16 protein-coding genes are annotated in these 18,995 nt (G+C 46.8%); 7 read left to right on the forward strand and 9 right to left on the reverse strand.

Going from position 1 to position 18,995, the window contains the following annotated elements; translation table 11 throughout:
* Positions 1-19: 19 nt before the first annotated feature.
* Complete coding sequence (plsY, locus tag LY387_RS02205) at positions 20-616, reverse strand: glycerol-3-phosphate 1-O-acyltransferase PlsY (RefSeq protein ID WP_234495166.1); 597 nt, start codon at positions 614-616, stop codon at positions 20-22.
* A 106-nt stretch (positions 617-722) separates the two neighbouring features.
* Here plsY and folB point away from each other — a divergent pair, with 106 nt between their 5' ends.
* The 3 genes from folB to LY387_RS02220 are packed head-to-tail and all read left to right on the forward strand — an operon-like array spanning position 723 to position 2,381.
* Entirely contained in the window at positions 723-1,082 is a 360-nt protein-coding gene (folB, locus tag LY387_RS02210) for a dihydroneopterin aldolase (protein ID WP_234495167.1), read from the forward strand.
* Positions 1,079-1,561 carry a 2-amino-4-hydroxy-6-hydroxymethyldihydropteridine diphosphokinase gene (folK, locus tag LY387_RS02215; protein WP_234495168.1) on the forward strand — a complete coding sequence of 161 codons (483 nt, stop codon included), beginning with the start codon at positions 1,079-1,081 and terminating at the stop codon, positions 1,559-1,561. Before folB ends, folK begins: the two co-directional genes overlap by 4 nt.
* A gap of 16 nt (positions 1,562-1,577) precedes the next feature.
* A complete protein-coding gene (locus tag LY387_RS02220) occupies positions 1,578-2,381 on the forward strand; it encodes an undecaprenyl-diphosphate phosphatase (RefSeq protein ID WP_042473366.1) in 804 nt (267 codons plus the stop codon).
* A gap of 58 nt (positions 2,382-2,439) precedes the next feature.
* Here the strand turns inward: LY387_RS02220 and LY387_RS02225 are convergent, their stop codons facing one another.
* A complete protein-coding gene (locus LY387_RS02225) occupies positions 2,440-3,666 on the reverse strand; it encodes a multifunctional CCA addition/repair protein (RefSeq protein WP_234495169.1) in 1,227 nt (408 codons plus the stop codon).
* An 85-nt stretch (positions 3,667-3,751) separates the two neighbouring features.
* Here LY387_RS02225 and LY387_RS02230 point away from each other — a divergent pair, with 85 nt between their 5' ends.
* Both LY387_RS02230 and LY387_RS02235 read left to right on the forward strand, forming a co-directional pair.
* The gene (locus LY387_RS02230) at positions 3,752-5,434 is read left to right on the forward strand and encodes an ExeA family protein (RefSeq protein ID WP_234495170.1); all 1,683 of its coding nucleotides are present in this window, start codon (positions 3,752-3,754) and stop codon (positions 5,432-5,434) included.
* Positions 5,431-6,066, forward strand: coding sequence for a general secretion pathway protein GspB (locus LY387_RS02235; protein WP_234495171.1), 636 nt, complete (start codon positions 5,431-5,433; stop codon positions 6,064-6,066). Before LY387_RS02230 ends, LY387_RS02235 begins: the two co-directional genes overlap by 4 nt.
* An 88-nt stretch (positions 6,067-6,154) precedes the next feature.
* On the opposite strand, the gene LY387_RS02240 is transcribed toward LY387_RS02235, so the two are convergent.
* The 4 genes from LY387_RS02240 to LY387_RS02255 form a co-directional block, all read right to left on the reverse strand.
* Entirely contained in the window at positions 6,155-7,933 is a 1,779-nt protein-coding gene (locus tag LY387_RS02240; RefSeq protein ID WP_234495172.1) for a PglL family O-oligosaccharyltransferase, read from the reverse strand.
* A gap of 69 nt (positions 7,934-8,002) precedes the next feature.
* On the reverse strand, positions 8,003-10,831 hold the full coding sequence (uvrA, locus tag LY387_RS02245) for an excinuclease ABC subunit UvrA (protein ID WP_234495173.1): 2,829 nt from the start codon (positions 10,829-10,831) through the stop codon (positions 8,003-8,005).
* Between the two features lie 149 nt (positions 10,832-10,980).
* Positions 10,981-11,850, reverse strand: a complete 870-nt coding sequence (galU, locus tag LY387_RS02250) for a UTP--glucose-1-phosphate uridylyltransferase GalU (protein ID WP_042473378.1) — start codon at positions 11,848-11,850, stop codon at positions 10,981-10,983.
* 182 nt (positions 11,851-12,032) lie between these two features.
* On the reverse strand, positions 12,033-12,683 hold the full coding sequence (locus tag LY387_RS02255; RefSeq protein ID WP_419153433.1) for a LuxR C-terminal-related transcriptional regulator: 651 nt from the start codon (positions 12,681-12,683) through the stop codon (positions 12,033-12,035).
* A gap of 285 nt (positions 12,684-12,968) precedes the next feature.
* Here LY387_RS02255 and LY387_RS02260 point away from each other — a divergent pair, with 285 nt between their 5' ends.
* Together LY387_RS02260 and csrD are read left to right on the forward strand one after the other, a co-directional pair.
* Entirely contained in the window at positions 12,969-13,508 is a 540-nt protein-coding gene (locus tag LY387_RS02260) for a single-stranded DNA-binding protein (RefSeq protein WP_042473381.1), read from the forward strand.
* A 191-nt stretch (positions 13,509-13,699) separates the two neighbouring features.
* Complete coding sequence (csrD, locus tag LY387_RS02265) at positions 13,700-15,691, forward strand: RNase E specificity factor CsrD (protein WP_234495174.1); 1,992 nt, start codon at positions 13,700-13,702, stop codon at positions 15,689-15,691.
* Positions 15,692-15,785: 94 nt separating this feature from the next.
* On the opposite strand, the gene bcsG is transcribed toward csrD, so the two are convergent.
* The 3 genes from bcsG to LY387_RS02280 are packed head-to-tail and all read right to left on the reverse strand — an operon-like array spanning position 15,786 to position 18,976.
* Complete coding sequence (bcsG, locus tag LY387_RS02270) at positions 15,786-17,408, reverse strand: cellulose biosynthesis protein BcsG (protein ID WP_234495175.1); 1,623 nt, start codon at positions 17,406-17,408, stop codon at positions 15,786-15,788.
* 3 nt (positions 17,409-17,411) lie between these two features.
* Positions 17,412-17,564, reverse strand: a complete 153-nt coding sequence (locus LY387_RS02275; protein ID WP_234495176.1) for a hypothetical protein — start codon at positions 17,562-17,564, stop codon at positions 17,412-17,414.
* Positions 17,561-18,976: a BcsE family c-di-GMP-binding protein gene (locus LY387_RS02280; RefSeq protein ID WP_234495177.1), complete on the reverse strand. Its 1,416-nt coding sequence runs from the start codon at positions 18,974-18,976 to the stop codon at positions 17,561-17,563. Before LY387_RS02280 ends, LY387_RS02275 begins: the two co-directional genes overlap by 4 nt.
* Between the last annotated feature and the right edge of the window lie 19 nt (positions 18,977-18,995).

Raw genomic sequence — 18,995 nt, forward strand, 5'->3', positions numbered from 1 at the left:
CTATTGGGAAGATAGGTAACTAGGAGGTCTTTTTCTTACCTAGCTTTGGCTCTGTTCCTTCAAATAACCTGCGAATATTTTGATGGTGCCTTAATAGGATAAGACAGCTAAGCATGGCAACTGGCAAGGTAAATAGTGGGCGCGCCATCCAGGTATACACAGGGGCCATGAGAACCGTCACTATCGCCGCTAAAGAAGAATAGCGAAACAGTGCGGCAACCAATAACCATGTCCCGGTGATGAGCCCGGTCAAATCCCAACCAATGGGTGCGATGGCTCCCAGCGCTGTTGCCACTCCTTTGCCACCTTTAAAATGGAAGAATAGTGGGTACATATGACCCAAACATGCAGCAATCGCAATGACACCCAACACTACAGCATCGATGCCGAGGTAATAGCCACTCCAGACAGGAATCGTCCCTTTCAGCATGTCACAAAGAAGCACGGCAACAGCAGCCCCTTTGCCGCCAGTACGCAGGACATTGGTCGCTCCGGGGTTATTGGACCCGACCGTTCTTGGATCGGGCAGTCTGAGTAGACGACAGATCAGTACAGCACTCGACACAGAGCCAAGCAGGTAAGCTGCAATAATCATAGCGAGTGCTATTGGTGTCATTGGAACCCTTTTCGCAAGAAATTATCCATAGGGACTGATATCATAACGAAAATAGTACGTTTTTTCCCGATAAATGGGTATCCGACCTCTAATCAAAGGACAAATCATGGCATTGGATAAAGTATTCATTGAGCAGCTTGAAGTGATCACCACCATTGGTGTGTATGACTGGGAACAAGAGATTAAACAAAAGCTTATTCTTGATATTGAAATGGCACATGATAATGCGCCAGCAGGAAAAAGTGATGATGTTGCTGATGCCTTGGATTATTCAAAAGTAAGTGAAGCAGTACTCAACCATATCCAGAATGGGCGCTTCCTCCTGGTAGAGCGTGTTGCTGAAGAGGTTGCCGCTATCATTCAAAATCAATTCAATGTGCCTTGGGTTAAGATACGTCTTGCTAAACCTGGAGCTGTTCCTCAAGCAAAAAGCGTTGGTGTCGTTATTGAGCGAGGCCACGCATGATCACTACTTACATTGGCATCGGTACCAATGTGGAGCGTGAAAAGCACATCAGAGCGGCATTCGTAGAACTGACATCTCTAGGACGCAATCTTGCACTTTCGCCCGTTTATGCCTGTGAGTCATTTGGCTTCGATGGCAGTGAGTTTTATAACATGGTGGTGCGAGTTGATACCGATCTCAATTTGTTTGAGCTTTCCCAAGTGTTAAAACAGATTGAGATAAAGTGGGGCAGGGCGGCAGATGCGGCAAAGTTTCAGGATCGCACGCTTGATCTTGATATCTTGTTGTATGGAAATGAAATCTCACAAAAAAAGCCGTTAGTTCCGCGTGAAGATATCTTTAAGTATTCCTTTGTCACACAGCCACTGTATGATCTCGACCCGCAGCTTGTTATTCCTAATGACGGGCGAACGGTAGAACAGATTTTAGAGACTATGTCCGATGTAGACTCACTGAAAAAAATCGATTTTCAATTTTAGTTGGTAGTTATTAATCATGAGTTATTTTGAAGCCTTTATACTGGCCTTGGTGCAAGGATTTACTGAATTTTTGCCAATCTCTAGCTCCGCGCACCTTATTTTGCCTTCGGCTATTTTGGGCTGGGAAGATCAAGGTCTGGCATTTGATGTTGCTGTACACGTAGGCACACTGGCTGCGGTGGTGATCTATTTCCGCAAAGAGGTCGTCACGCTTTTTAGTGCTCTATTTGGATCCATATTCAAGGGAGAGCGAAGCAAAGAATCGAAACTGGCGTGGATGATTGTTCTAGCAACGATTCCGGCATGTATCTTCGGTTTGCTGATGAAGGACATTATTGAGCTTTATCTGCGCAGTGCTTATGTGATTGCGACGACGACAATCGTATTTGGCTTGTTGCTGTGGTGGGTTGATAAAAACGCTAAGCTGGCGGATGACGAATATCAAGCGGGCTGGAAGAAAGCGTTATTCATTGGTCTGGCTCAGGCCGCGGCAATCATTCCTGGTACTTCTCGCTCTGGTGCGACGATTACTGCAGCGTTATACCTTGGATTTACCCGTGAAGCGGCAGCGCGCTTTTCATTCTTAATGTCGATTCCAATTATCACGCTTGCGGGTGCGTATCTTGGTTTGAAACTCGCCACTGGCAGTGAGCCGATTCACTTTGGTTTCTTGTTAACGGGCATCATTGTTTCGTTCGTTAGTGCGTATATCTGTATTCACTTCTTCTTGAAGCTTATCTCACGTATGGGCATGACGCCGTTTGTGATTTATCGCTTGATCTTAGGTGTGGGTCTGTTTGCTTTTCTGCTAATGAGCTAATTTCACTTGATAGTGGCTCAGAGCTTTTCCTTCGAGCCACTATTCATCATCACTCGCTTTAGTTTCCCTCGGCTAATGCCATTTCAACCGCTTTGATGCGGCGTTTATCCAGCTCTTCCTTTATCGCCTGTCCTTTAAATCCATCAGCAATAATGGGTTGGACATTAACACTAACTGCAGCTCGATATGCTGTCATGAAACGCTCTGCTTGTGGGTAAGGTTCCGTTTCCAATCCTTTTCGACCCCTGTGGTCCGCCTCGCAGCATACTAAGACTTGCTCAAGTTTTTCAGGTTTTCGCCAGACATCGAGTTGGCCGAATATTTTCACAAAGGTGCTGGCGCGCAGTTCAAATGCGCGATGAACATTCGAATGCTGAGCGCACACGGCAATAGCAAGATCTCGGTAGTCATTGGGGACGCGAACCCGTGCGCACAATGCCTTAATGATCTTCTGTCCTGTGTGCGTGTGTAGCTTGTGGCTTGGCCACTCTTCTTTGGGGGTGACCGCTTTTCCTAAGTCATGAACTTGGGCTGCGAATCGCACGGTTGGCAAGCTGCTTAATCGTGATACCTGTTTAGCCACCATTAAGGTATGGACGCCAGAATCAATTTCTGGGTGCCATTTTTCTGGTTGTGGGACGCCAAACAGTGCATCTATCTCTGGCAGTACGACTTCTAAGGCACCGCAGTCTCTAAGAACCTGTAAGAAAACCTCAGGCGATTGTGTGGTTAACGACTTATGCCACTCTTGCCAGACGCGCTCGGCTGTCAGGTATTCGAGCTCCCCTGCGTCGACCATAGTGCGCATGAGCGACATTGTTTCAGGGGATACCTGAAAACCAAGATGAGCAAGTTTCGCGGCAAATCGTGCAACGCGAAGGACACGAAGTGGATCTTCACTAAATGCTGGTGAGACATGTCTCAACACCCGCTCTTCGAGGTCTTGCTGCCCATTGTAGGGATCGATAAGCTCGCCTGTTCCATCTTGGGCAATAGCATTGATGGTGAGATCGCGGCGCATTAAGTCTTGCTCTAGCGTGACATCCGGTGATGAGAAACATTCGAAACCGGTATAGCCTTTACCAGATTTTCGTTCAGTTCGAGCTAATGCGTGCTCTTCTTTAGAATCTGGATGCAAAAATACCGGGAAGTCTTTGCCCACGGCTTGAAAGCCGAGCTCAAGCATCGCCTCTGGTGTGGCTCCGACGACCACCCAATCTCTGTCGTAGACATCAATTTTTAATAATTGGTCGCGTACTGCGCCTCCAACAAGAAAGACTTGCAAATTGGCTCCCCTTTTTACTACTTAGCCGTTGGCATTACTGAGCGCCAATGGTACTTTGCTTTGAGTGATATTGTAAGGTTAACCCATGTACAAGGATTATTTTGGTTTTCGCGAGGTACCGTTCTCGATAGTACCGAGTTCTCGCTACTTGTTTTTAAGTCAACGCCACCGAGAAGCGATGCAGCATTTGCAAGCTGGACTCGGTCAGGGTGGCGGCTTTGCCATGCTTACAGGTGAGGTAGGTACCGGGAAAACCACGGTGGCCAAAGCCATGCTGGCTTCGCTTGATGACAAAACGGCGTCAGGTCTCATTTTAAATCCAACGTTTTCAAGCCAAGATCTGCTTGAAGCGATTTGTGATGAATTCTCTATCTCTTATCCTGAGCAAGCCTCACTCAAGCAGTTAAGCCAAGCGATCTATCAGTATTTACAACACAATGAGCAACAAGGCATCAATACGCTGGTGGTCATTGATGAAGCTCAGCATCTTTCAGCAGAAGTGCTAGAGCAACTGCGCCTTTTAACCAATCTGGAAACCGACGATCGTAAGCTTCTGAAAGTACTTCTGATTGGCCAGCCTGAGTTGCAACAGAAGCTAAGAACGACGCAATTACGCCAGTTAGCTCAGCGTATTACGGGTCGATATCATTTACTGCCATTATCAGAAGGCGAGGCTCGTCAGTATATCGAGTTTCGCTTATCGACAGCAGGCGGCGAGACTTCGTTATTTAACAAGTCGGCAGTAGCGGCGATTAACAATGCGAGTCAGGGTATTCCAAGGCTGATTAACCTGATTGGGGATAAAGCATTGCAGTACGCTTACCATTCAGGTGAGAAGCGAGTGTCAAAGTCTATCGCTCTCAAAGCGTGTGAAGATATTCTCTCGTTTCAGGCTCCCGGTGTTGGTAATGCAGCCAAATCAACGGCTAGCCCATGGCGTCAAGCCATAGGTCAATATGCTCTGCCTGCCCTCTTGGGCGTGTGTGTTGCGGCGGGTTTGTACTGGAAGGGAGCTGATGCCTTGTCTTGGGCTCAGCACTCATGGGCGTCGCTGCAGGCGACTGATGTTCCCAATGAAACGGCACCTGTCGAGACACCCGTGGATGCGCGAGCGGTGATTGCCGAAGAGCCTCAGCCGCAACAGACTCTATACCCTGCCGAATTGATTCCGCAACTGCTAAATCGTGATGACAAAATTGCTGCGATCCAGGAGCTTTATGCCGTTTGGGGATATAGAGCCAGCGTGTTAGATGGCATGTGCGACTCTGAAACCAATGGTTTGTTTCAATGCCAGAAGTACCTTGGCACGTTAGAGCAGATCACAGCACAAAACCTTCCTGTTGTTATGCCTTTGTATCATAAAGGGCGAGAAGGCTATGTCGTGCTCTACAGAGTGGCTGGTGATGAGGTTGAGGTGCTCAATGGTACGCAACGTATTGCCATGTCGAAAGAGTGGCTAGAATCACTATGGACCGGTGAGTACTACTCGATTTGGCAACGTGAGATCTACTCGACACTGCGCTTGAATCAACAAGGCGAGCAGGTGTTGCTGTTGGATAGCAAACTGTCTCAAGTATTGGGTGACCAGCCAACCGGCAATGACGTGTTCGATAAAACACTAGAGCGTAAAGTTGAGGTCTTCCAACGCTGGCAAAATATGGATGTCGATGGCATTGCTGGAAGAAACACACTCCGACAGCTAGAGCTTATGACCCAGACCGACGCACCTAGCCTGGTTTGGGATAACCCTGAGGAATCCATGCAATGAGTCAGGTTACTTCTGTGAGTCTACTTCTTGTGGCGATGGTGAGTGGTGCAGCGCTTGCTGAAAGCCCATCGAATAACCCAGCTAATAGCGAAGAATACTCGGTATTAGCGTATCCGACGTTTTCTGAGTTAAAGCCGTTGCCTAAAAGAACGTATGTAGCGCCGCTGCCGATACCCGAACCAATGGCCGCTATCCAGGCTTCATCAAACAGCGAGCGTGAGTTGCCTAGTGTTTCTGAGCCAGCGCTTAATGCTCCAAAACCAACAAACACGTCTAATGAACCTTTTGGGTTGGATGATCTTGATTTGAGTGGACTTGATCCAGACATCGCGAGAAAAGTGGCGGCGGCGATGAGTAATGAGCCGGAAAATCCTCTGCTTCGCAATGCTGACCATATAGCATTAGAGAGCAACGAGGCCCGCTATCGAGGTCGTTTGCCCGCCCTTAATTTACAGACCCACATGTACTCGTCGGATACGAACCGAAGATGGATCAAGGTAAATGGTCAGGAAATGAAAGAAGGCGATCGACTCAATTCGATCCAGTTACTGGCGATTGAACCGCAGTCGATAACGATTCGATTCGACAATGACATTATCGATATCCCGGCGCTTTATGAATGGGGCGGGTAATAAACAAAAAAATGAGGCTCGCCGATGTGGTGAGCCTCATTTTTTAACTAGCTTATTTTAACGAGCCTACTCTTACGAGCTCAGTTTTTTAAAGAGTAGTAGACGTAGAACTTACGGCCTCACTGGGGTTGCTGGTTGGCGTGGAAATAGGTGCCAGTGCAAACGTGTGATCCGGGAATAGATATTGCGCCTCGGCGAGCACCTGCTGGGCCTTACTTACCTCACCACTACCTTGATACGCCAAGATCAAGTTTCGATAGAAGGCTGGTCTGGGTTTACTCTTAATCACCTCGACTGACCAATCAATATAAGGCTGAATATACTCTGGGTTTCCGGTTGCGAGTCCAAGTTTTAAGTAGGTGCTGTATAGATCCCAGTGATACCTGTCTTTCCAAACCACAGGATTCGTCACTTGCTCTAGCAGACTTGCGTCGACCGGTTGCGACTTTTCAAATTTGGTCAGTACATAGTTGGTGTGCAGCGCCGCGACCATATACACACTGACCAAGATAGGGATGAGCAATGACAGAACCCTAGAGAGCGTTTTGGTAAACGAAGTAAAAGAGATCTGTTTGATCCTTGGCGTACGTTGATCGACCCAGTAGATAAGAATAATGAATGTGATCCAGTGGATCAGCGAGTGGTAAAACGGGTACTCAAGCTGACTGTGCAAAAAGATGGGCAGAAACAGTGCAAATATAGCGAGTCGAGTTCCCTTTTTAGCGGTGTAGATCCGACTCAATACAAATAGAGCAGCCAGTAGAATGCCGAGCATTGGGAGTAGGCCACCTTCAATCCCCCAAAACAGCATTTCGTTGTGTGGGTGATCAAGAGCCGGCAGACCTGGTGCAAAGCTGTCGTTGAGCTGGTGCTGTCTCGCGGTATAAATCAGATACTCCGATTCAAACTTACCCAGTCCGTAGCCTGTGAATGGCTTTTCAATCAACATATCTAAAGACTGGCTATAGATGGTTGAACGCACATCTTCGAGACTCGACTTTTGCGTGATCAGATTCTGACTTCCTGAGTTACCGAACCCTAATAGCAGTCCTAGAGCTAAACCAGCAAGAGTAGCGAGAGTCCAGCCTCTAAAGCGTTTTCTGGTCGAGTGGCGGTAAAGATATGGCACAAGAAATACAAACCCCATCGCAGCGCCAAGCCAACCGGTTCGAGAGCCCAATACTACGACTAAAGGTATGGTAATTATGGGGGTGACATAGAGGATAGATACGTCACTGATTCGCCAGTTGTACTTATGCTTTTGCCTAGCGAGTAAGTAGCCAGAGAGAACGAAACCTGTAGCGAGAAAGCTTGCCATGACGTTAGGCTGCTGAAAAATGCCATAGGGACGGTTAGTCGATACATCGTAGCCGAACCAATTGTCAGGCGTGAGCAGCAGGAACTGAGCATAACCGATTGAAGCTTCAATGAGAGAAGCGAGCACGATGAGCCACAGCAAGCGTTGCTTCTGTTTGTTGGTAAATTGAAATTGCTGCAGCAATACAAAAAACAAGAAACCAAACCAGAGGGCGACATATCGAGGAGCGACAGACGCGATATCTGGACCGCTGTAGAGTAAGGGCAGCGTCATCAATACACAGGAAAGCCCAAGCCCTACGGTTAGTTTGCTAAATTTTAGTACTCGATTAGTGCCTAGCTGGTAAAGCCCCAAGCCAATGGCTATCGAGAAAACGATCCATGCTGTGTTGTTGAACGACAGCGCAAGGCCGGTTCCCCCAGGGTTTGGCCAAAATAGATGTGTCGCAATAAGAAACAGCACCGCCATGGCGGTCATAAACTTGCGATTAAGGGGAGGACGAACCTTTACTGGTTCGAGTTCCGTTCCATTGGTATGAATGATTGCCATGTTCGCGACTAGTTAAACTCAAGAAAATCATAGGAGGTCAAACTGACCTCCTATGTATGATGCTCTAATTTAACCTTTTAGCATAGGTTTTAGGAAGCGTGCTGTGTGAGAACCTTCGACTTGGGACACAGTTTCTGGCGTGCCTTCTGCGATGATTTCACCACCGCCTTGTCCGCCTTCTGGGCCTAAATCGATGATCCAATCTGAGGTCTTGATGACATCAAGGTTGTGTTCAATCACCACAACGGTATTGCCGTGGTCGCGTAAACGGTGCAGTACCGACAACAATAATTCGATATCGTGGAAGTGCAGACCCGTTGTCGGCTCATCCAAGATATACAAGGTTTTACCCGTATCGCGTTTAGACAGCTCTCTTGCTAGCTTCACACGTTGTGCTTCACCACCAGACAGCGTAGTTGCTGCTTGACCTAAACGGATGTACGACAGGCCCACATCCATCAAGGTTTGTAGTTTTCTGGCGATGACAGGAACAGGGTCGAAGAACTCTCTTGCGTCCTCGACGGTCATCTGTAGAACTTCGTCAATCGTTTTGCCTTTATAGCGAACTTCCAGTGTTTCACGGTTGTATCGCTTGCCTTTACACACATCACAAGGCACGTATACATCAGGAAGGAAGTGCATCTCTACCTTGATGACGCCATCACCCTGACATGCTTCGCAGCGGCCACCTCGCACGTTAAAGCTAAAGCGCCCTGGCTTATAGCCGCGTGAGCGGGCTTCCTGTGTGCCTGCAAACAGCTCACGGATTGGCGTGAAGATACCGGTATAGGTTGCTGGGTTTGAACGTGGCGTTCGACCGATAGGGCTTTGGTCGATATCAATGACCTTGTCAAAATGCTCAAGCCCTTCAATTTTCTTATACGGTGACGGCTCTGCAGTCGTAGCACCATTGAGTTGGGTGTGGGCGATCTTAAAGAAGGTATCGTTAATCAGCGTTGATTTACCGGAACCCGACACCCCAGTAATACAGCTAAACAGACCGACTGGTACCGTAAGGTCAACATTTTTCAGGTTGTTACCCGTCGCGCCTTGTAGCGTGACTACTTTTTTCGGATCCATAGGGGTGCGATTTTCAGGGATTGCGATCTCGCGCTTACCACTCAGATATTGACCGGTAAGGGATTGTTCTGATGCAATGATATCGTCAATCGTGCCTTCAGCAACTACTGAGCCTCCATGAACCCCAGCACCAGGACCGATATCAATCACATGATCGGCTGTACGAATGGCATCTTCATCATGTTCAACCACGAGAACTGTGTTGCCGAGATCCCTTAGGTGGGTCAAGGTATTAAGCAGGCGTTCGTTATCACGCTGATGGAGACCAATGGAAGGCTCATCCAGTACATACATTACCCCAACTAGGCCCGCACCAATTTGGCTGGCCAAACGAATACGCTGAGCTTCACCACCAGATAAGGTTTCAGCGCTGCGAGATAGGTTAAGGTAGTTCAAGCCGACGTTGACGAGGAAATGGAGTCTGTCGTTGATCTCCTTCATTACCTTTTCGGCGATTTGAGCTCGCTGACCCTCTAGCTTGAGTGACTGGAAGAAAGCCATCGCTTCGCTGATACTCATCTCAACGATCTCTGGCAGTGTCGTATCGTCGACAAAGACATTGCGCGCCTCTTCACGCAAGCGAGTTCCGCCACACGTTCCACAAGACTTGGTAGAGATGTACTTAGCCAGATCTTCACGAACCGAGTTTGATTCTGTATCGCGATAGCGACGCTCTAGGGTGTTCAAGATCCCTTCGAATGGATGACGTTTGACGCGGATATCACCGCGATCATTGACGTAGTTGAACTCGATCTCAGTGCGTCCAGAGCCGGTTAATACGACGTCTTTAATTTTCTTAGGGAGTGATTTAAACGGCGCAAACAGATCAAAGTCATAATGCTTTGCCAGCGACGTTAACATCTGGAAATAGTAGTAGTTTTTCTGATCCCACCCACGGATTGCCCCGTCTGCAATGCTGAGGTTTTCATCTACGATGACACGGTCAGGATCGAAGTACTGCTGCACACCGAGTCCGTCACAGGTGTGACAAGCGCCCGCTGGATTGTTGAATGAGAACAATCTAGGTTCTAGCTCTTGTAAGCTGTAGCCACAATATGGGCAAGCAAAGTTCGCTGAGAAGATGATGTCTTCTTTCTCCGGCTCATCCATCCAAGCGACGCCAACGATGCCACCAGAGAGCTCAAGTGCCGTCTCGAAAGATTCAGCCAGACGTTGCTGAAGGTTTTCGCGTACCTTGAAGCGATCCACAACGACCTCGATTGTGTGCTTTTTATGGAGCTCTAGAGTCGGCGGATCAGAGAGATCGCAAGTTTCACCATCGATACGAGCACGAATAAAGCCCTGAGCGGCGAGGTTCTCTAAGGTTTTAACGTGTTCCCCTTTACGCTCCTTAACAATAGGTGCCAGCAACATCATCTTGGAGCCTTCAGGAAGCTCCAACACCTTATCGACCATCTGGCTTACAGTTTGAGCGGCCAGTGGTACTTTGTGGGTAGGGCAACGCGGTTCGCCAACTCGAGCGTACAGCAATCGCAAATAGTCATAGACCTCAGTAATGGTACCCACGGTTGAGCGTGGATTGTGAGAGGTGGACTTTTGTTCAATGGAAATAGCAGGTGACAGACCTTCGATGTGGTCAACATCCGGTTTTTCCATGAGTGAAAGGAACTGTCTTGCATAAGCGGACAAGGACTCTACATAGCGACGCTGACCTTCTGCATATAGGGTATCAAAAGCAAGAGATGATTTGCCTGAGCCAGAGAGACCTGTGATAACGGTAAGTTTGTCGCGAGGAATTGTGAGATTGACGTTTTTAAGGTTATGGGTGCGGGCGCCCCTAACTTCGATCTTGTCCATTGTTGCCACTCATGTAATACGTAGTGTGACAAGTATTACATAGTGTGAAGTTTGTGCAAAGAAATACTGGATAAAAAAACAGGCTTTGAAAGAAAAATGGCCACTACTAAGTAGTGGCCATTTATATGCTTCAGTGAGCTTAAACGTGCTTAAGCTTTTTTAGTCGCGTGCTTACCCAGCTCAGAGGCTTTTTCATCTTTTAGGTAAAGGTTTTCGAAGCAGTAGTTGGTTGCTTCGATGTAGCCTTCTACGCTTCCGCAGTCAAAACGCTTGCCCTTAAATTTGTAAGCGAGAACGCAGCCTGCTTTTGCTTGTTTAAGAAGGGCGTCAGTGATTTGGATTTCACCGCCTTTGCCAGGTTCTGTTTGCTCAATAAGCTCAAAGATATCTGGGGTTAGGATGTAGCGACCGATGATCGCTAGGTTGCTTGGCGCTGTGCCTTGCTCTGGTTTTTCAACCATGTCGTCAACACGGAATAAATCGTCTTTGATCATCTCACCAGAGATAACGCCGTACTTGTGTGTTTCATCTTCTGGCACTTCTTGCACGGCAACAATAGAGCAGCGGAACTGCTTATATAGTGCAACCATTTGTGCGAGTACGCCTTGGTCCTCATTAACACACAAGTCATCGGCAAGGACTACAGCAAACGGTTCGTCACCAACCAGTTCACGACCTGTAAGAATCGCATGACCAAGGCCTTTCATTTCGCGTTGGCGAATGTAGGTGAAATGCGCAGAGTCGATGATGTCGCGAATATCGACCAGAAGTTCCTCTTTATTGGTACCACTGATCTGGTGTTCAAGCTCGTAGTTCTTGTCAAAGTGATCCATGATCGAGTGTTTGCCACGTCCAGTAACGATACACATACCGTCCATACCTGCTTGAATGGCTTCTTCCACACCATATTCAATCAAAGGTTTGTTAACGACTGGCATCATTTCCTTAGGCATCGATTTAGTTGCCGGTAGGAAGCGTGTTCCATAGCCCGCTGCTGGAAATAGGCACTTTTTGATCATGATAAGACCCTTTATCTTTATAAGTTTTAATTCACTGCCAACGATGGCGAATACGCCATAGTCTACAGAGTAACGTTGGGTTATGACAGTAGAAATATTGTGAAGTTCGATTCACATGCAAGTGATAAAGATGCTTGTAAAATAAAGAGTAATGGGTCTGATTTTTGTAGAAGAAAGGTTGCTTATGACAGCAAGTGTTGGTTTGCCCAGGCAATAGCTTGGAGCCTGTTTTTGACCGATAGCTTTCTAAAAACTTGATACAAATGAGACTTTACCGTCGACTCCGTTATGTATAAATCTTCTGAGATTTCGAGATTACTCGCACCTGATTGCAAGCAGCGTAATATTTCTATCTCTCGTGAGGTTAAATCTACCACTGTGGTAGAGGTATTCGCTGAAACGACATAGCGATAATGGTGTATAAGTTGGCTCGCCACGTCTCGCGGTAACCAGTTTTTTCCATTGATGATCTCGCCAAACCCATAGGTAATCTTACCTGCATCCTCATGGGTGTAGAAAAGCCCTTTGATGTGACCATATTTGAGAATCTCTTCAGTGGTTAACCTGTGAGGAACGTTGATGAGAATCGTCTCAAAATTTTTGCTGGCAAGGGGGAGATTTAGCACTTGTTTGAATAGGTCTAGCGATTCTTCATAATCAAAAAGAAGGATGCGATTTCTGGGTCCCGACGCGACATTGAGCAAGTCGTTCGGAGTAATGGTTTCGATACTGTTGATGCATAGATTGGACAGCTCACTTACGCGCTGTGTGACTTCTGGATCTTTCCCAAAACTGACGTGTTGTATGGTTCGCTTATAGCTATTTTTTCTCATAATCATTAGTAATTTTGCCACTGAACTAGCGTGCATATTGAAGTTTATAAAATTTGGCTTCCAGCGTTTACAACGTAAAATGGGAGAGAGTTAAAGCAAATCAAGTAACTGATATGTATATAAGGTGGGCGCATCTTGTAGAAGGTCTGAAGTTTCAACGCTAGACTTATATTCAGACACGTGTGCTGGATTGTAGGATAGTTCACATAAGCGCTGTTGCTGTCTGGTTGGTTCGTGGTATCCTACTAGGCTATTTTAAAACACACTGTGGTTACGGAGCAAAACATGGCAAGCCGTGGAGTAAACAAAGTCATTCTAGTGGGTAACTTAGGTAACGACCCAGAAATTCGTTACATGCCAAACGGCGGTGCCGTGGCGAATATTACAATCGCGACTTCTGAATCGTGGCGTGATAAGGCGACTGGCGAACAGCGCGAAAAAACTGAGTGGCACCGTGTTGCACTATTCGGCAAGCTGGCAGAAGTGGCTGGCGAGTACTTGAGAAAAGGTTCTCAAGTGTACATCGAAGGTCAACTACAGACTCGTAAGTGGCAAGACCAAAATGGTCAAGACCGCTACACAACAGAGGTTGTGGTTCAAGGCTTTAACGGTGTTATGCAGATGCTAGGCGGCCGTCAAGGCGGCGGTGCTCCAATGCAGGGTGGTATGAACCAAGGCGGTATGCAGCAGCAAGCTCCACAACAACAAGGTTGGGGCCAGCCACAGCAGCCTGCAGTTCAGCAGCCAGCACAGCAAAAACCTGCTCAACAGCAGCCACAATACAATGAACCACCAATGGATTTCGACGACGACATCCCATTTTAAATCGAGGTTTGGTGAGATCAGTGTGTAGCACTGATGGTATTGAACATAAGAAGCCGCGATGATCATCGCGGTTTTTTTGTGTTTCTTAGAACCTTGCCATAGCCTGTTACTTAAAGGTTTTGGTTAAATTTGATATAACAAACATTAATATAGCTGGCTATTTCTCTGTTCAAAAAGGACTTTGACAACCTATGAGGCAAACTCCCACTCTCAAGCTGAGCACGCGCTTAGTCGCTTTTGTCACTGTGATCGTGATGAGTGCGGTTTTTATTCTCTTTGTCGGTGGCACTTTGTCGATTAAGCGAATGGGACAAGAGTATTTAAATCACCACTTAGCAGGGATTGTTAAGGTGATAGATAAAGAGCTTGAGGACCCAGATGCAGCGTACATGATGCAGCGCTGGATGCCCAAAATGCTTCAGGCAAGTAATATCATAGAGATGCAGCTGCTCTCATCAGCCGGTATTGTCTACCGATATAAGAATACTTCGCCAACCATAGACAGAACCATTGTCTACAAGCAAAGCTTTGAACTCGAGAGAAATGAAGGCTACCGCGTAGAATTTGTCGCCTTACCCCCTTATTTAGATGTTCGCTATTCGATAGAAGCCATGTGGTCGGTGACGCTGGCATTTGGCTTGATTGTATTTTGCTTAATGCAAGGTGTGAAATGGCTGCGGCAGCAGTTAGTCGGTTCTGAGCTTCTCGAAGAGCGGGGGCGTATGATCCTCGGTGGGCGTGTTGAACAATACGCTAAAGGGGATGAGCGAGAGTGGCCATACACCGCCAGTGAAGCGCTGGATATCTTAATCGAAGAGCTTCAGGATGCACGCCAAGAGCGTAGTCGATTTGATACCTTCATTAGGACTCAAACCTTCCTCGACCCATTGACTGGCAGCGCCAATCGGATGCTTTTTGATAGCAAGCTAGAGTCAGCTTTGCAAGAAAGTGGCGCTCAGGGTGGTGTCATCTTATTCCGTATTGAGGACTGGGAACAGGCGCAGGAAAAGTTAGGTAAGTCCGCTGCCGATGACTTCTTGATTGAGGTCGGCGAGGTATTGTCTCAATCGATTCAAAAATACCCAGATGCCATATTCTCTCGTTACTACGATGCAGACTTTGCCATTTTTATTCCACACCAAAGCAGTAAGGATGTTGCGAATCTGGCGAGCCAGTGTATCCGCCAAATGGAGAAGGCACCGCCACCTGCGCCTCTTGATGAAGATAATTGGTGTCATATCGGGGTGAGTATGTACTCCGAAGGGGAGCGTCGAGGACGTATCATGGAAGAGGCGGAAACGGCCCTTAAGAGCGCTCAATTGCAGCGAGTCAATAACTGGAGCCGATTCCAAAAGCAAGCCCAGCCGTTTGATGAGCGTGGTAGTGTCCGCTGGAGAACCTTATTTGATAAAGCCTTGTTGCCTGAGAATTTGTTGATCTATGCTCAGCCCTGTTATCTGTACGAGAAAGGCAAAGAGCTGAATACGATTCACAAGGAGCTGTTTGCCAGAATCGATGATCCAGAGAGAGGAACGGTGAAGGCATCCCGATTCCACTCGGCACTGCTTCAAGTCGGGTATGAGGCAAACTTTGATAGAGCAGTACTGGGCAAGCTATTTAGAAGTATCAAGCAAGACAAGATTACGTTACCCGTTTCGATTAATGTCTACGTGGTGCCGTTTGCCAACAAGAACTACTTCAAGTGGTTCAGAGATGAGTTACTGCAACTACCGGTCGGCGTCAGAAAGCAATTGAGCTTTGAATTCTCAGAGGCTCGCTTAGTGCAGCATCTCGACTATATTCGCCCTGTGGTCAAAATGCTTTCTGGTCTCGGGTGCACCGTGATCGTTGGGCAAGCGGGACGTTCGATTGTCAGCACGCACTACATAAAGGATTTAAAAGTCGACTACCTCAAATTGCATCGCAGCCTAGTGAAACGCATTGATCAGCGAGATGAAAACCAGCTCTTCGTGCGAAGTATGGTTGGTGCATGCGGTGATGCCCCAACCAAGGTGATTGCGGTTGGTGTGGAAACTAAGAAAGAGTGGCACACATTGATAGATCTGGGCGTTACTGGGGGACAGGGGCGTTATTTCGCTGCTGAGACTCAGTTGCTGCCAGAAGTTAAAGCGAAAGCGGCGACGATCAAACCTGGACGCAGAAATCGCTGGAAGCGCTCTTAGTTGAGATTAAACCAAAGTCATTGAAGAAGAGCTCTATCTCGCTAGATAGAGCTCTTTTTTATGCTTGTTATGCAAGGAACGTAATCGTGCCGGTTTAATTACTGCGGGGTCTGTACTCAGTCCAAGATTGATCGTCAAAGCTATAGAACTGCTTACCATCTACTTCGAGCATGGTGGTTCCTGAGTTCTGAGAGATGACTGGTGTTGTCGGCAGACCTTGGGTAAGCGATGCAAGTGATGTCGACTTACCTTGGTACATGTCACTCGTGACGATATTGGCAAGAAGATCGCTAAGAGCTAAGAAGCTAACGGGTTCTTCGACATCTAATTGAGCACGGTTGTCAATAGTCGCGTTACCAAAAAACTTAATACCAACAGGCACATTAGTGATTGCTTTTGTTGGAATTTCTCTCATTCCTGATATCTGCATACGGTCACCGCGAACGGCTGCGCCATGCTCCGGAAGCAATACGACAACCACGTTTCGCTTGCTCTCTTTAAGTGATTGGAAGAAGGCATACAATTCATCCAGCAGTATTTTCTGCTGGCGTTTGTAGGTGACCAAGCGAGAGCCAGATTGACCAACAACGCGGTTACCATCGTGAATGCTGATCGTGTTGTAGAGGCTCACTGTCGGTTTGTCGTGTGAAAGTTGCTCCCATTGCGAGAGAATCTGTTCATCGCTGTATATCTTGGTGCCATCAAATGCGTATTGCGACGGCGACATCGTCTCTATATCGACGGCCGGTGAGAAGCTACCGATGTTGTTGGCAATGTGTTTATTGAAACCATCAAACTTGCCATCGTGGTTCATGAAAACCTCTTTTCTGAATCCAAGGCGAGCGAGTTGATCGAACAGTGAGCACTGTTGAGTGAGATTATCATTGAACAGGTCTGCGTGAGATTGCTGACCACAGTTAGCCCGCAAGATCCTCAAAACGGCAGGGCCACTATACGACGTGGCAGAGTTAAACTTCTTAAATAGAATGTCGAACTCTTTAAATATCGGATGATCGATGTTGCCAGAGAACTCCAAATCGTCCCAGGCCAGTGAACAAACACTGAGAAATAAAATGTCGAAGTTAGGCTGCTCTGCAAGTGCATCAATACTGGTTAGTGTCGAGGTTTTTGATGCTTGCTGATTGAAAAACTGACCAATGTAGTTGGTGAGCCCCTCTGATGAAGTATCTATCGCCACTTGCGGTGTCTCTGGCGATATTCCTGCGGGCTGAACTTCAGTCTTTTCCAGTGGAGAGGCGGTCGTGAAGGAGACTTGCCAGAACGAACTTGGAATAGACGCTACGATCATACCCAAGACCACGAATGTCGATAGACGTAAGATCTGATTGAGATAAAGGTAAGCCACAAATAGGACAAAGCCGAGCAACAAAAAGTCGACCGAGACAAAATCTTTTGCCAAAGCAAAAAGGTAAGCGCTATCAAATTGACTGACAAGATCCCATTGGCTAAACAAGCGTTCTATTGGTGGTAAATAGGAGTCATGATGGAGTAAAAGCAGTGCCAATACGATGGCAACACTGTGTCTAGCTATGTTGATCCAACGAGAGCGAAGAGGGATCGCGATAAAGCAAAGCAAGCTGAAGTTGTACAAAGGAGAAAAATTCAATGTATCACTGGCGTATAAGGCCAGCTTCAGCGCAAAGTAGAGTGTCCACCAGCCTAGGGAAATGGAAACAATGGGCTTAGTACTATGCATGGTTTAAAGTTTGGTTTCTCTTAAGTGTTTTGGGCGCTTGCTGAGTCGGGAAATAAGCCTAGCGACTATCCGGAACACACTAGGCGCAACAATGCCGATGGCTAATCCAACAAGGGTAAACAAGCCAGCAACAATCAGAAAGTCTTCAATGTTCATACGTCATCCCAATCGACAGGTTTAGCATAACGGCTCATCGGTATAGCCGTATCAGCCTCCAATGTATCGGTCTCACTTTTATCAAGGTAGTCGATTGCCTGAAGGTTGGATAGTCGGTCGATGATCGTTTCTGCCGTTGTCAGTTGTATTTCGTCGATGAACAACTCGCTTGGCGCGACTGCGAAGACATTGAGCAAAGCCTGGTGTATCTCATACCGGCGTAACGAGCTGAAAAAGATCAAGACACGCCCATCGATTTGGCAAGCAATGTCTCCTCTCCGTTTCATCTTACTATACGAGACCACCTCATTGAGTGGCACCGAAGAATAGGGAATCAGCTCGACCAGCGCATATTCTATCTGAGTATTCTGACAAAGCTCGATTGCATTGAGTGTAATCGACTTAAACTCACTATAGCTTACAAAGCCACTTTCACGGACCGGACTCTTAAATTGCTCAAATAAGCTTTGTTCGTTTAGGTAGCTAGCCTCCATCTGAGTGATAGAAGCTAGGCGAATTTGGTCATAAAGTGATGCTTCATTTCGGTTGTGCTCAACGATGCTTTGCGCCCCCGCAGTGATAAGCATATGAAAATCATTGTAACGAATACAAGGGGAGAGCTCTTTAACTACGAAATGAATGCTGTCTCCATATAAGTTCTTATTGTCGAGAATGGTTTTAGCGACGAGGCGTATGTCGTCGAATCCACGACAAGCTAAAACGACAACCGCTTCACTGCTGGTTTCTAGGACTGAATTTGGGAAATCATGAGCCTCAAATGAATGGAAACCGTGTATTTTTAGAAACTCTCTACTTGCGGCTTGGGATGAAACTAGCACTGGAAGTGTACCTCGCTGAGGGCGAGACTTCCCATCGTTTGACAAGACAAACAATTTGTTCTCTATACGAGTGTTACCGTCCCGATAAAGCGCAACTTTTAAAAAACATTGTTTTTGATGCGTTTTAAACTCACCAAGAAATATCGAACTCCCCGGCAAACTTTCACGAAATTCGTTCGCATCGCAATCATCACTAATATTCAGTAACAGAAATGTAATGTTTTTGAAATTAACTGTTGCTTGTTCGATCGCAAATTTAACATCTAGTTTTGCGCTTTCATTTAGATCGAGCAATATAACGATATGAACATTCTTATCATTAGGAATTCGTGAGATATCAGACAAAAAGTCAGAGATAGATAGTTCAACGTCTGGTAGCAAGATTCGGTCGAATTCTTGGTTAATAAACTCTCTACTCTTGGTGGTCAAATTACCATCAGTTGTCAGAAATTTCTTACTGAATGGGGAGGTGAATAGGTCAGCTGTCGCTTTAAAAAGCGGGATTCTTTCGCTTTGTATCAACAAATTTTCCAATGACTCCCAAGAGTTAATGTATATGATTTGCTGAATCATTTGCCTATTTACCATTCAT

This window comes from Vibrio maritimus (assembly GCF_021441885.1).
GTDB lineage: Bacteria > Pseudomonadota > Gammaproteobacteria > Enterobacterales > Vibrionaceae > Vibrio > Vibrio maritimus_B.

Excerpts from the sequence above, each read along its gene's own strand:
- bcsG (WP_234495175.1), bottom strand. The coding sequence starts at position 17,408 with ATGCATAGTACTAAGCCCATTGTTTCCATTTCCCTAGGCTGGTGGACA.
- galU (WP_042473378.1), bottom strand. The coding sequence starts at position 11,850 with ATGATCAAAAAGTGCCTATTTCCAGCAGCGGGCTATGGAACACGCTTC.
- LY387_RS02275 (WP_234495176.1), bottom strand. The coding sequence starts at position 17,564 with ATGAACATTGAAGACTTTCTGATTGTTGCTGGCTTGTTTACCCTTGTT.
- LY387_RS02220 (WP_042473366.1), top strand. The coding sequence starts at position 1,578 with ATGAGTTATTTTGAAGCCTTTATACTGGCCTTGGTGCAAGGATTTACT.
- LY387_RS02235 (WP_234495171.1), top strand. The coding sequence starts at position 5,431 with ATGAGTCAGGTTACTTCTGTGAGTCTACTTCTTGTGGCGATGGTGAGT.
- LY387_RS02230 (WP_234495170.1), top strand. The coding sequence starts at position 3,752 with ATGTACAAGGATTATTTTGGTTTTCGCGAGGTACCGTTCTCGATAGTA.
- LY387_RS02260 (WP_042473381.1), top strand. The coding sequence starts at position 12,969 with ATGGCAAGCCGTGGAGTAAACAAAGTCATTCTAGTGGGTAACTTAGGT.
- uvrA (WP_234495173.1), bottom strand. The coding sequence starts at position 10,831 with ATGGACAAGATCGAAGTTAGGGGCGCCCGCACCCATAACCTTAAAAAC.
- plsY (WP_234495166.1), bottom strand. The coding sequence starts at position 616 with ATGACACCAATAGCACTCGCTATGATTATTGCAGCTTACCTGCTTGGC.
- LY387_RS02255 (WP_419153433.1), bottom strand. The coding sequence starts at position 12,683 with ATGAGAAAAAATAGCTATAAGCGAACCATACAACACGTCAGTTTTGGG.
- csrD (WP_234495174.1), top strand. The coding sequence starts at position 13,700 with ATGAGGCAAACTCCCACTCTCAAGCTGAGCACGCGCTTAGTCGCTTTT.
- LY387_RS02240 (WP_234495172.1), bottom strand. The coding sequence starts at position 7,933 with ATGGCAATCATTCATACCAATGGAACGGAACTCGAACCAGTAAAGGTT.
- LY387_RS02280 (WP_234495177.1), bottom strand. The coding sequence starts at position 18,976 with ATGATTCAGCAAATCATATACATTAACTCTTGGGAGTCATTGGAAAAT.
- folK (WP_234495168.1), top strand. The coding sequence starts at position 1,079 with ATGATCACTACTTACATTGGCATCGGTACCAATGTGGAGCGTGAAAAG.
- folB (WP_234495167.1), top strand. The coding sequence starts at position 723 with ATGGCATTGGATAAAGTATTCATTGAGCAGCTTGAAGTGATCACCACC.